General features: G+C 65.6%; 4 protein-coding genes. 3 read left to right on the forward strand and 1 reads right to left on the reverse strand.

The features are described from left to right. The first annotated feature begins 631 nt into the window (after positions 1–631). A complete protein-coding gene (locus K377_RS42595; RefSeq protein WP_237551616.1) occupies positions 632–1,204 on the forward strand; it encodes a DEAD/DEAH box helicase family protein in 573 nt (190 codons plus the stop codon). Positions 1,205–1,226: 22 nt separating this feature from the next. Next, the gene (locus K377_RS39325; RefSeq protein WP_237551617.1) at positions 1,227–3,314 is read left to right on the forward strand and encodes a helicase associated domain-containing protein; all 2,088 of its coding nucleotides are present in this window, start codon (positions 1,227–1,229) and stop codon (positions 3,312–3,314) included. 953 nt (positions 3,315–4,267) lie between these two features. On the opposite strand, the gene K377_RS42785 is transcribed toward K377_RS39325, so the two are convergent. Continuing rightward, complete coding sequence (locus K377_RS42785) at positions 4,268–10,585, reverse strand: RHS repeat-associated core domain-containing protein (RefSeq protein WP_272920602.1); 6,318 nt, start codon at positions 10,583–10,585, stop codon at positions 4,268–4,270. 591 nt (positions 10,586–11,176) lie between these two features. On the opposite strand from K377_RS42785, the gene K377_RS39340 reads away from it, so the two are divergent. After that, positions 11,177–14,167: an FG-GAP-like repeat-containing protein gene (locus tag K377_RS39340; RefSeq protein WP_258395306.1), complete on the forward strand. Its 2,991-nt coding sequence runs from the start codon at positions 11,177–11,179 to the stop codon at positions 14,165–14,167. The last annotated feature ends 4 nt before the right edge of the window (positions 14,168–14,171 follow it).

A 14,171-nucleotide genomic window follows, 5' to 3' on the forward strand; every position in this document is an offset into this window, starting at 1 on the left:
CGACTTCGTCGTGGAGTTGGGCGTCACTCCGTGACGCCTGCCGGATCCGCTCCGCGGCCCGGCGGCTCGGATTGCTCCGCGATCCGGCCTGGCAGGGCCACGCTCCGCGCGGCCCTGTAAAAGCGGCTGGCTACAGGGGGCGGTGCGGGTCTTCGTTCTGTGAGCGTCGTCTTGTTGAAAGGTTGGAGATCAGGACACAGACGAATACGAGGGCGGTGCCGGCCGGGACCATGATCTTTCCGGGGCTGCCTCCATCGACGATGCGCCATACCAGTAGGGCAACGGTGAGGCAGAGCATGGGCCAGCACACCTTTGGAACCCAGCTGGATCCTGGTTTGGCCCAGTCTGGCGCTTCATGCTTCGGCAGCTGCGACATGTGATCCTCCCTGCATGCCGGATGCCCGCGCCTGTCGCATACACACTCTCGGGTGGACTGCTCGAGCCTGAGCGGGCGTCGATGCAACCATGTGTGTCATGAAGATTGGTGAGCTAGATTATGGGCTAGAGGCTGGCCCCCTGGCCCGGTGTCAAGTCGGGAATGACGCCAAGTTCCTCACGCCTCGGCGTCACGATTTCAGTCTATTCCAATTCGTGCCGAGGATACCTTTCGCGGGAACGGGAGATGGCAGTAATGAAACTTCTACCGCATCAGGTCGAGGCCGTGGACGGCATTCTGAGGACACTTCAGGAACCAGCCGATGGAGAGATGCCGTCGCAGGGATTGCGGGCGCAGGTCGTGTCCGCGACAGGGTCGGGGAAGACGCTGATGGCGGTGGAAGCGGCCTGCCGGCTGAAGGCACGGCGGGTGTTGGTGTTAGTACCGACGCTGGACCTGCTGCTCCAGACTGCCGCCGCGTGGCGGGCCGACGGGCGTGGTGGTGCCTTCCTTGGGGTGTGTTCGCTGCCTGCTGCGGGCAGTCAGGGAAGGGCGTGTACGACCAGTGATGTGGAACTGCGGTTGTGGCTGCGTGGCGTGGATCAGGTCACGGTGTTCGCCACCTACGCGCCGCTGGGTCTGCGCACCCTGCAGAGGGCTCACGCGGCCGGCGTCGGCGTGTGGGACTTGGTCGTCGTCGACGAGGCGCACCGCACCTCCGGGGATGCGGGGAAGCCCTGGGCTGCGGTACATGATCAGCAGGAGGCTCCTGCGCGACGTCGTTTGTATATGTACGGCGACGCCGCGGGTGTGGGAGGCCGGTGGTGAAGCGCCTCGGATGGTGGCGTCGATGGACCGGGACAGTGCGGTGTTCGGGCCGGTGGCGTTCGAGCTGAAGCTCTCCGAAGCCATCCGCCGTGGCATCGTCGCCCCCTACCAGGTCGTATGTGTCGAGATCGAGGACGAAGACCTCTACCGGGCCCTCCAAGACGCGCCGTTGGGTACCGACCGCGTGCGGGGTGCGAGGTTGGCGGCCCTGCAGACGGGGCTGTTGACGGCGGCCGCGGACGAGAAGCTGCGCAGGATCCTGACTTTCCACAGCCGTGTTTCGGAGGCGGAGGCTATGGCGGCCGGAGTGCCGGCCGTCGCTGAGCAGCTGCATGCCGGTGATCCTGGCCGGTTCCCGGCGCCTGAGCGAGTGTGGGCGCAGTGGCTGTCTGGGGAGCACTCCCCCGCCCACCGCCAGGCCGTGCTCGCCGAGTTCGCTGCCGATCTCCTGCCCCACACGCAGGGGCGTGCGGTGAAGGCAGCGGTGCGGGTATTGGCGTCGGTCAAAGTACTGGGTGACGGGGTTGATACCGCACGGTGCGACGCGGTCGCGTTTATGGACACGCGTGGTTCCATGGTCGATATTGTGCAGATGGTCGGCCGTGCTTTGCGTATCCGACCTGGTGAGGGGAAACTCGCCACATTGATCGTTCCGGTATTTGTGCGGCCGGGTGAGAATCCCTCGGAGATGCTCACCTCGTGGGCATACAGCAGCCTGACCAAGGTGCTGTCCGCCCTGCGAGCACACGACACGGAGACGATCGAGGCACTCGCCGACTCCCGTGTGCGCAGCGGCAGTTGGAGTGCTGGAGGCGGTCGGGGCGAGGCGATCGAGGTGGCCGGTGGCGACACCGAGGGTGGTGTCGCGGATGGTGTCGCGGGCGCGCGCGGTGTTGCGGGTGAGAGCGGCGTCGCGCGCCGGGACGAGCACAGCGCGGGCGGCGTAGGGCAGAACGGCCACGGCATCGCGGAGTCCGAGGGTGACGACGGTGAGGGCCAGGGAGCCGACGGCGGCCGTGGGGACGGCCGGCCGGTGGTGAGTAGGCTGGCGGCGGCGTTGCTGCGGTTCTCCAGACCGCGCGATCCTGCCCTACTCGCCCGGTTTATCCAGTTGCGGGTCATCGACCCGGAGAAGGTCTACTGGCGGCGCGGCATCGCCGCCTGCCTGCAATATCTCAAGGAGACCGGTGGCGAGCTGCTGAAGGCGCCGTACCGCTACGTGACACCAGATGACTGGGCGCCAGCCGGGTTCCCGCTCGGGGTGTGGCTGGCGGACCAGCGTAAGGCCTACAACGCCGAGATCCTCCCAGGCGAGCGGGTCCGGCAGCTCGACGCGCTGGGCATGGTGTGGAACGCCCACGACCACGCCTTCGGAGAAGGCCTCACTGTCGCGCGGGCGTGGGCTGACGAGCACGGGCACCTCCTCGCGCCGGTGAGCGCGGTGACAGCGGGCGGGTTCCCGATCGGGGCATGGCTGAAGAACATGCGGGCGGCGGCCAGGCAGGCCGTAGAGGCCGCCGCAGCGCACGAACAAAGCATGCCCGTGCCTCCGGGCGGGTGGGGGCTGTCGGAGAGCCGTCAGGACGCCCTCGACGCCATCGACCCCGGCTGGTGCCCGGTTTGGGACACCGGCTGGCAACGCTACTACCGGCTGGCCAAGAACCACCTCGACGACGGAGGAACACTCCCCCACAGCGGGTCCGGGGTGCTGGTCGTGCAGGGCGAAGACCTCGGGGCGTGGGTACAGGCGCAGCGGTTGGGGTGGGACAAGCTCGGACCGGCGCAGCAGTGGCTGCTCGAGTCAGTGCTCGGGATCGAGGAGGCCTCGCAGGACGAGCGGCCGGTACGACGCACCCAGGACGACAAGTGGACCCTCAACCTGACCGCCGCACAACGCTTCCACGCGCGAGAGGGGCATCTACAGGTACCCCGGAAGCACACAGAGCTCGTGCCTCTAGAGGAAGCCGGGCGTGGAGCGCTGGAAGCGGAGCGGGACGCAGCCGGTGTGCCGGTCGCGTTGGGCATGTGGCTCGCCAACGTACGCAGGCGGGCTGACAAACTCACCGCCCAGAGGCGGACGGACCTCGATCAACTCGACATCCGCTGGTAACGACACAGACCACCGTGAGAAGCAGGCGCCCATCAGTAGACCGAACTCCTCGGCCTGCCGACCATCCCCGCGGATGCAGGGAGCAGTTCGAGTCCGGGTCCCGGCACCAAATGCACGGGCGCCGAGCAGCAGGCCCGACGCGTCCTTCCCCGGCGCTTCCTTCGCCCAGGGACCATGCCAGAAGCGCGGGAGACCAAGCTCGCCGCGCTGCGCTCGTACGGGCTGCTACGGGCAATTCGCTTTGCGCAAAGATGCAGTCTGGGGCAAGAGCGAAGCAATGGTCCTCGTGACGCAAGACATGGCCAACCGATCCCGAACGGCACGCGCGCCACGAACAGCTTCGGTAGGGCCCCGGCAGCGAGGAATCGAAGGGAAGAACAGCGAAAATCTAAGGAGTCACGTAATCACCCCACCCAAATGTTGCCACGTAGGCGCGGGCCAGCAGATTTACCCCCCTTCCCCCTGCAGCGAAAATGAATATAGTGGCAACGCCAAACCATACTGCGAAGAATCCGCCTACAACTCCGCCCCACAAGGGGTCAGCAAAGTAAGAGGTAACAGCCACTGCGACTATCGTCACAAAAAGACCTACGTGCGCCCCGAAGCGACTCACCCGCAGCGCTTGCCGGACGTTACTGCGATCACGCCTTAGGTCACTATAATACGCCTGCGAATCATGCTCTTCACCGGAAGGGCGAACTTCGTGCATAACTTAACCCCTTACTCGACACTTCATTTGGATCCACCCAGAAACTCGAAAGTAGAAGATGGCCGATTGCATTGTACCCGACCCTAATTCCCGTAGAGCAAGTTGCCCAGCTTCACCGTGCCACTCAACCGACAAGCCGCACGCTTTCTGGGCAAAAATTTGCGGACACATAGCATTCGGCCAGAGCCGGAGGGGTGTTGCAGAGAAACGCGAGATTCCCGCAACACCCCTCCTGCAAAACTCTTTACCAGAGGCTCTTCAGGTGACTAAGCAACCTGTCCCCCATGGCGCCATAGTCGCGTGGAGCTATGCCTGCGAAGAGTGGATCAGACCCCTGCCTTGTAGTCAGACCAGCGCCCGTAGTCCCTTGCTTTGCACCATTCCTCATTGCCCCGAAGGCACCTCTGCCAAAAGTAGCACCGAAAAATATGCCCTTCCCCTCCGCCTTCGCCGTTCTAGTCAGGTACTGAGCTCCTCCTCGTTGACGCTCCTGAGGAGACGCCACCGCCATGTGGGCACCAATTCCGGTTACGAAAAGAGCCGATGCTCCCACGATAAATAGCCCACCACCGCAAACTACGGACGCGATACACGCCGCGGTACCTACTGTGGCCAAGACACCTATTCCAACGTCAACGCCCTTATGTCGCCACCAGGAAGCACTGCCGACGGTTTCGCTCACTTTGCTTCTGAGGCCTCCCCAGAATCCTTCATCCTTCGCATTCGATTCGGCCTGAGCTTCAGCCTTCTTTCGTTCCGCCTTAACCCAGGCTATGTATCTTTTGTACTCGGCCTCGCGCTGCTTCTGTAGCTTTTCTCCGGCGCTGAGCTGAGAACTGGTGTACTTGGTTACACCCTTTCCCTTGACGTAGGTGTACTTCTTTCCTGTGGCTTGTTGCGTGTAGTAGTTCTTGGACGGTTTTCCGCCCTGGTTTCGTGTGATCGATTCGTAGTTCTTACCGAATTCAACCTTGGTGACGTCGGCCGTACTCTTCCCGGTCGAGCAGTTGTACTGGCCGGAGCGGCACTCTGGGTAGGCCTCACCGGTGGGGTCGGAGAAGGTGACGGGGTTGTTGTTGGCGTACTGGTAGGCGTTGTGCTGGGCCGGGTCGTCGGTGGTGAAGAGTGGGTCGACGGAGAGGAATCTTCCGGTTTGGGGGTCGTATTCGCGGGCTCCGAGGTGGGTGTATCCGGTGGGGTCGCTGGTTCCGCTGAGGAAGCCGCGGTCGCCGGGCCATGCGGTCGATCCGGTGTTGGTGCGTGCGCTGCCGAAGGGGAGTTGCTTGCGGCGGGTTACGGCCTGGCCGGTTCCGAAGGCGACGGCGAGGAGTGCGGTGCCCTTCTGGTCGGCGAAGAGGAACTGGAATCCGGATGCGTTGCGTACGGCGATGTTTTCGCCGTTGTGGGTGTAGTAGCGGGTGGCTTGCTTGGCTCCGGTGCTGGTGATGGTCAGTTCGTTGCCGGCGGGGAGGTAGGCGGTTGTGGATCCGTCTGTCTGCTTGGTCAGCATCCGGTTGCCGTTGGCGTCGTAGAGGTACTCGGTGCTCTTGCCGTTCTCGGTGACCTTCTGCAGGTGTCCTTCCGCGTCCCAGACGAGGTTCTGCGGGTGGTCGCCTCCGGTGCGGGTGGCGGTGTTGCCGGCGTCGTCGTAGGTGTAGGTCTCGGTGCCGGGGTCGTCGCCGCCCGTGGTGGTGATGCTGCCCAGGGCGTGAGCGTGCGGGTTGGCCGCGGTGGTCTCTGCGGGCTTGTAGGTGCGGTTGATGGTGTCCGCGCCGGTGGTGGTGGCGTGCTGGACGAGGCTGGTGCGCTGGCCGGAGTCGTCGTACTTGTAGCTCTGCCAGTAGGAGTCCGGGCCTCCCACGGTGCTCGAGTTGGGTGCGCTGGTGCAGGTGTCCGCGTGGTCCTTGGCGGTCCAGGCTTCGGTCATGCGCTGCAGGGCGTCCGTGGCGAAGCACTGGGTGTCGTAGGTGGTGGCGGCGTCTTGGCCGCCGGTCTCGGCGATACGGGTGACGTTGCCGGCGGGGTCATAGCCGTACCGGGTGTCGTCGATGCGCAGGGCGACGTCGCCGGAGATGGTGCGCTGGGTGAGCTGACCGGTGTGTTCGTCAAAGACGCGGTCGTCGTAGACCTTGCGGCCAAGGACGCCGTACTCGGTGCGGCCGGCGCGGCCGAAGACGTCGTAGTTGACGGTGTTGACGAGGGTGACCGCTCCCGCGGTGGTTTTGATGGGGAGGTTGCCCTCGCCGTAGACGGTGGTGACGCGCTCGGAGGGAAGGTTGCCGAGAGCGGGGTTGAGGGTCCATTCCTGGGCGCCGGTGTAGGTGTTGTATCCGAAGGTCCAGCTGTAGCTTCCGGCAAGGCTTCCCGCGCCGGCGGGCAGGGTGCTGGTCGACTTGGTGACCTGGTAGCGGTTGTCGTAGGTGTCGATGCTGTTGGTGTAGGCCTGGCCGTCGATGTAGCGGGTGTCGGAGGCGAGCTGGCCCTTGGCGACGGTGTCGTAGGACCAGGCGGCGCGCACGGTGTCGCCCTGCTTGAGTTCGGTGGTGCGGCCGAGGTCGTCGTACTTGTTGGTCAGAGTGATGTTGCGGGCGTCGGTGCTGGTGAGGGGACGATCGTCGTCGTCGTAGGTGGTGGTGCTGGTCCCCTTGTCCGGGTCGACGGACTTGGTCTCGCGGTCGCGGTGGTCGTATTTCCAGGCCCAGACGGTGTCTTCGGGGCCTGTGATCTTGTCGAGGTTGCCGCGGGGCTCGTAGGTGTAGCTGGTGGTCAGGTACTTGGTGCGTGCGGCGTCGGTGTATTCGCGCTTCTCGCTGGTGCGGCCGAGGGCGTCGACGACGGTAGTGGTGGCGGTGCCTCCCTGGGGCGGGATGACGGTGGTGCGGTCACCGCCGTACTCGGTCGTGGTGCGCCGGGTCTCGTCGCCGAAGCGCAGAGCGAGTGAGGCGGTGGTCCGTCCGGCGCCGTCGAAGCGGTTCTCGTTCGCGGCGGGGACCTTGGTGTCGTCGCCCGTGACCAGGGTGGCCGACGGGGCGCCGCTGGCGTAGTAAGCGCTGTAGCTCTTCCAGGCCAGGCCGCGGGTGTCGTAGAGGTTCTCGGTGACGATCTTTGCGGTGCTGGCGCCGATCGCCGCGGACTGGGTCTCCCGCTGGCGCATCAGGCCGTCGTAGAAGACGTACGAGGTGTCGTACGCGCCTGAGGAGTTAAGGGTCTTGGTGGTGACGACGGTGGGCTTGGTGCGGGTGATGGCGTAGGTGGTCTGGGCCGTGGGCTGGGTGGCGTGATCGGCCTTGGGCCAGCCGGCGTCCCAGGTCTTGGTGACGTGGCCGAGCGCGTCGTAGTCCATGTCGGCGCGCTTGCCGTTGGCGTCGATGGTGGCTGTGGTCAGGCCGCGCAGCGGTTCGGTGATCTCTTTGCTGGTGTGCCCGAGGGCGTTGGTCGTTGTCGTCTCGGTCGGGGCGCGTCCGGTGGTCGGGGTGAAGGTGACGTTGGTCGTGGCGCCTTCGGCGTCGGTGGACTGGGTCTGTCGGCCGTAGGCGTCGTACTTGCTGGTGGCGGTGGTGAGGTAGCCGGTGCCGTCTGCGTCCTGCTCATCTTCCCTGGTGGCGTCGCCCTTGGTCGGGGCGGTGGTCAGGGTCGTGGCGTTGTCGTAGTAGGTGCGGCTGGCGGAGATCAGGTCGTCGGGCAGGCTCGGCGTGGTGCCGCAGGGCTTAGCGACGGACTTGGTCTCAGCGACGAGATTGAGCAGGTTCTTGGTGGTGTTGCGGGTGTAGCTGGTGGTGGTGCACTGCTCGTCGCCGGATTTGGCGGTGTCTCCGGTCTCGGAGACGGAGTCGACCATTCCGTAGGAGTCGAAGGTGCGGGTGGTCTTGGTCAGTTGCGGGGCGCTGACGCCGGAGACGGTGGTGCGGGTCTGGTCTTCCTTTACGCCGGTCTGCCAGGCGTTCACCTCGGGCAGTTTGTCGGCTGTACGTGAGCGGGTGGCCACTGCGGCGGAGTGCCAGGGGGTGTAGCTGGTGGCCTCCACGAGGGCGCCGCCGTCGCCGTTGTAGGTGGCTTCTTCTCGGGTTTGGCCGGCGAACGATTCGTGGTCGGTGATTTCGGTGCCGGTGGAGTCGGCGACCTTGGCTCCGTCGATGCCGCGGAAGTAGCGGGTCTCGCTCAGGGTCTGTTTGCCTTCGGCAGGGTCGCCGGTGAGGGTCTGCACCCGGCCGTAGCCGAGGCGGTTGCCCCAGGTGCGCTGGTCGGCCTTGGTGAACTCGTCGTCGTCCTTGCCCCAGGCCATTCCGTCGAGGTAGCGGTAGTCGGTGCGCTTGGTCGGCGCTCCCGCGACGTTGTCGGACTCCAGCATCTTGGTGACCACGTAGGTGTGGAACCAGTCCTGGTAGGGCTTGTAGTCGGCGGCGGGTGCGTCCGGTGGTGACCAGATCACCGGGTAGCAGCGCTTGCTGTTCGACGACGGCGTCGGCAGCGACGTGGCCGTGCAGTCGGGCTCCGAGTAGGTGACGCCGAGCGTGGAGCCGGTCTCGTTCTTGATGGCGGCGACTCGGTAGCGGACGTAGGGCGGGATCTCGTCGACGGCGCCCTCGACACGGTTGGGAAGCTGGATGCCGGACGTGGTCACCTCGGGAAGGCTGACGTCGGTGCCGCCGACGTGCCCGGTGCGGGTGATACCGGCCAGCCACAGTGACGGATCGGTGCCGTCGCCGGTGGCGGGGTACTGGTGACGCAGGGTCCAGGTGTCGACCTTCTGCAGTCCCTTGTCATCGCGCGCGTAGGTGGTGACGCCGGTCAGTCTTTTGCGGGTGAAGTAGGACGGGGACGAGTTGCCCTCACACGCCGAGGAGGACGTGCAGTACTTGTCGAACGGGACGTCCGGCCAGTACTTGGCGTTGTCCTTGGTGAACTTGTCCGTCGCGCAGTCGAAGGTCTCGGTGGGCAGGCACCGTTCGGCGACCGTGAACTCGGCCTTGGCGGCCGGGTCGGCGTAGTAGGCGCCGCTGCGCAGGCCGTACTCGATGCGCTTGAGGTAGCCGCCGCGGGTGTAGGGCGTCATGGTGCCCTTGTAGCTGCTGTCGATGTTGCGCTGGTAGTAGTTGGACTCCTTGCCCCAGTAATAGACCATGGCATCGCCGTGGGGGTCGACGACCGCGTCGAGGTTCCAGCGCCAGGCCTGCTGGCACCAGGAGTCCGCGAAGGCGGAGGCGTGGCACTTCTCGCCGTCGTGGTTGCCGTACACGGGCACGGTCCAGACGGAGTTGGTCACGTCTTTGCCGTCGGCCCAGCCGTCCATCTTGTTGCGGCCGAAGTAGTACATGGTGCCGTCGGAGGAAGTGACACGCCAGTACTCGCCGTCGTTGTCACCGTTGGTGAGCGAGGTGTTGGTGAAGCGCTCGATGCGGGTGCCGTCGTCCTGCTTCTTCTTCCACACCCCGGTCTTGTCGTCCTTGACCAGTTCGCTGGACTCGCCGCCCAGGCTGAGGGTGGCGTTGTCGTTCTTCCAGCACAGGTCGCCGACCTTGGTCGAGGGGTTGTTGCCGCCGTCCTTGTCGTCCTCGCAGGAGACGTAGCGGCGCTCGATCGAACCGGGCGACAGGGACCAGCCGTCGGCCACCCAGTTCGCCTGGTTGTTGGTCGCGGCGGTGCGGCCGTCGATCGACTGTGAGGAGTAGGACAGACCCAGGTCGGGGGTCAGGTCGCCCGGCACGCTCGGGGTGGGCATGTCGTAGCTCCAGGCGAAGCCGCCCGAGGAGCCGCCGGCGGACCAACTGCCCGACGGTGACAGTGGCGTGGCGCCGTAGTTGCCGGTGGGGCCCGATGCGGCTGCGGTCAGGGCCACCAGGGTCACGTCGTCCGCGGCGGTCAGACCGGTGGCCGACGTCTGGCTCTTCGTGGGCGCGAGAAGCCCCGAAGCGCTCTCGTCGTCTGCCACGGCCGTCAACGGGACATCGGCGGAAACGCTCTGCGCCTTGGGGTCGTTCGTCGACTTCAGCGGCGTGCCCGGCTTGCACTTGTGGGCCTTCGGACTGGTCAGTGCGCAGTCGTCCAGCACCGACGCCGTCAGGCGCGAGGACCAGTCACCGCCGTACATCCCGGCGAAGGACGAGTAGTCAATCGTCAGCCGGACCGAGCTGTCGGCCTTCTTGGTGGAGGTGCCGCGCACCGCCATCAGGACACCGTTCACGCCGGCTGCGTGGCTGTCCTTCTGGCTCAGGACCTGGACGTCCACGCCCGTGGGCGTCACTGCGGCGCGCTTGTGCTTGGTCGCAGAGGCGCCCGCGCCGAGGGGGAGGTCGCCCGCCCGGCCGTTGTCCATCGTGTGGTTTCGTGCGGGGACCTTCAGATGCGTCTTGCCGGCCTTGGGCCAGCGCGCTTTGGTGTCCGGCCGGTACGCCTTGCCGCGCGTGTGGTCGACCGGGTTGAGGCCCTTGGCCTTCACCGGATCGGTTGGTACTGGCTTGGTGTCGGTCAGCTTGCGCAGTTCGAGTTCCGCGGCCGCAGCTACCGGTCCGGCCAGTGCTCCGGTGAGCAGGAATCCTGCGAGCGACACCGCTGTCACACGCATGCGAGCACGTGTGCGCGCTGCTCCGGGTCTTCTTCGTCGGTTCATGCCTAACCCCCCTCGCTTGATGAGAGACAAAATCCTCGGAACTCTATGCATGGTGAACGCATCGCGAAAGAGCCGTCTGGAATCTTTATAATTCCGTAGCGGACATAAATGCACATGTGCGGTATGCGCGTTCTTCACAGATGGCCATTTTGGTCCCTGTTGGCCACTTTCACTGAGGGTCAAAGCGGTGCCGGAAAAAAAGAAGGCTGGAGCGTACAACCTTCTGTGCGCTTCAAGCGTCTGCCGCGCACCGAGTGCGCCGTGAGCTGTGCGAACGCGTACCGTGTGGCAGCCGGCGGCAGCGCCGGAACACACCCTTTCGGCGCGCCGCCTTGACTGAGGTTCTCTGCCGATCAGTTCTTTCGACGGTAAAAGGCAGGTTGTATGGTGCGCTCGAAGATGTGTAGATATCGAAAAGGGAGAGAAATGGGACATCGCCACAGACGGGACCGGAAAGCGATACGGATTGGAGTCGCTGCTATAGCGGCAGGCCTCATCACCCCTCTCGTCACCATTGCGCCCGGTGCGGCCGCCTCTACGAACTCGGTGAGAACCGCGGTTCCGGGGTTCAGCGCTGAGGAGACCAAGGCGCTGAGCGAGGCACAGGACAGCGGGGAGCAGGTCGAGGTGCTGTCCCAGCGCACCGAGGCCTCTCAGGTGTTCGCCAACCCCTCGGGCACGTTCACAGAGGACCGTTTTGCGACCGCGCAGTGGGCGCGCAAGGGCAACAAGCTCGTCGACATCGACACGGACCTGGTGAAGAACGCGGACGGAACACTCAGCCCGAAGGCGACCGGAGTGGGGCTGGAGTTCTCCAGCGGGGGCGGAGGACCGCTGGCCACCATCACGCGTGATGGCCGGAGCATCTCACTGACCTGGCCCACCTCCCTGCCCGCCGCAGAGGTCGACGGTGACACCGTCACCTACCCGGACGTCCTTCCGGACGTGGACCTGAAACTCCGTGCCGGTGCCTCGGGCTTTGGCCAGCTGCTGGTGGTCAAGACCGCCGAGGCGGCGGCGAACCCCGAGCTCAAGGACATCACCTACAAGATGTCCACCAATGGCGTCGACGTCAGCGCCGATGACGCAGGCAACCTCAGCGCCAAGAACCCGGCCGGTCAGGAGCTTTTCACCGCGCCGACGCCACGCATGTGGGACAGCACCACCAACCAGATCGCCGCCCGGCTGGCCGCGGCCGACGCGCCGGCCGCAGATGGGACGGCCGGCGAGTTCGAGCCCGCCCCCGGCGCGCAGCAGGCTCAGATGCCCGTGGACGTCACCGACGACGCGCTCAAGCTGACGCCGGATTCGGAGTTGCTGACCGGGTCGGACACCCATTACCCGGTCTACATCGACCCTTATGTGTCGGGCTCGCGTTACTCGTGGACCATCGCCTACAAGAAGACCCCCGGCACCTCGTACTTCAACGGTGCCGGGTGGGACGGCAAGACCACGACCACCGCGCGGGTCGGCTACGAGAACGTGACGAACGGGCTGGCGCGTTCCTACTTCCGCATGAACACCACGAACCTGTGGAGCACCAACAAGCAGGTCGTCAAGTCGACGTTCCGGATCAAGAACACGTGGTCGTGGTCGTGCACGTCCAAGCCTGTCGAGATGTGGCGCACCGCCACGATCGGGTCGTCCACCACGTGGAACAACCGGCCCGACCGCCGCGAGGAGATGGACACGGTCAACGACTCCAAGGGCTGGAGCGGTGACTGCCCGGCCGGAAACTTGGCCTTCGACGTCACCAAGGGTGCGAAGGACGCGGCATCGAGCAAGTGGAACACCATCAGCCTGGAGATGGCCGCCAGCAACGAGTCGGACGTCTACGGGTGGAAGAAGTTCGACGCGAAGTCCGCCGTGATGTCGACCGAGTACAACACCGTACCCAGCGACCCGAGCAGCCTGGACACGGTGCCCTCCACCAAGAACAGCGCGGGCTGCGGTGACGTGGCGCCCTACGGGCTCATCGGCAACACCGACATCTACCTCACCGCGAAGATCAGCGACAAGGACGGCGGAAACCTCACCGCCCGCTTCCACCTGTGGGCAACCGGTCACCACGACGACGGCCCCGGCGTCTTCTTCAACAAAACCGTCTCCGTCACCTCCGGCACCGTCGCCAGAATCAAGGTCCCCAAGGACACTCTGAGCCCGTACATATCGACCGCGAGCGGCAACTTCTCCTGGAAGGCCCAGGCCGACGACGGCAAAGCCACCTCGGACTGGACCCCCACCCTCGGCGCCGCCGGCTGCCGCTTCGTCTTCGACCCCAACCGGCCCAGCACACCGCCCGCCATCAACTCCAGCCAGTTCCCCGACGGCAGCAACGGCTGGCCCGTCGTCACCGGCTCCGTGCGCACCGAAGGCACCTTCACCCTCGCCAGCGGCGGCGTCAGCGACGTCACCAAGTACGAGTACTGGACCGACACCGACCCCACCGTCCGCACCGCCTCCCCCACCTCGGCCGGCGGCAGCGTCGCAGTGAAGTTCACACCGACCGCATCCGGCACCAACGACCTGTACGCCCGCAGCCTGGACAAGGCCGGCAACCGCTCCGACACCGCCGACTACCTCTTCTACGCCAACGGCCTCAAGCAGAAGGACAAGCCGGGAGACATCAACGGCGACGGCAACGCCGACCTCTGGGCCACCGACGCCGAGGGCACCCTGCACCGCGTCTACGGAGCCGGCGACGGCACCGTCAAGGACGCCGCAACCCCCGCCTCCAACTCCACCTGGAACGACACACAGATCACCCACCGCGGCGACTGGACCGGCGACGGATACGAAGACCTCATCGCCCTTCGCCACGACGCCGACACCGACACCGACCGCCTGTGGCTCCACCCCAACAACGGCTTCGGATTCGCCTGCACCGACTGCGAAGGAACCGGAACCAGCAGCGACCGCCAGGAACTCACGGTCTATGACCCGGCCAACAACCACTGGGAGAACGGCGCCAAGCAGATCCTGGCCGTCGGTGACGTCGACGGTCCCCTCGACCTCGACAACGACGGTGTAACCGACACCGAAAGCTACCCCGACCTCATCGTCAACGACGGCAAGTTCATCTGGCTCTACTACGGCAGCAACGACAACCGCCTCGACTCCGGCACCGCCCCCGTCCTGCTCGCAGGACCCGACGACCCCATCTCCGACGGCGTCTCCACCGTCAATGAAGTCACCCTCGCCGCCCCCGGCGACTGGAACGGCGACGGACAGCCCGACCTCGTCGCGCGCTACGACCGAGCCGACACCGGCGGACTCTACGTCTTCCACGGCAAGGAGAACGACGCCGGCTACGACATCAGCGTCACCGACCGCACCGCCATCGGCAACAACTTCAGCACCACCACCGTGCCCCTGTTCACCGCAGCCCCCGACGCCGACAACAACGGCAAGCTCGACCTGTGGGCCACCACCCCCAGCTCCGGCCGCCTCAGGCTCTTCCACGACATGACCGCCACCGGCATGGGCCCCACCATCGTGGCATCCGAAGAATTCACCGGCTACAAGGCCATCAGCTGACACC

This window comes from Streptomyces sp. PsTaAH-137, assembly GCF_003259365.1.
Lineage (GTDB): Bacteria > Actinomycetota > Actinomycetes > Streptomycetales > Streptomycetaceae > Streptomyces.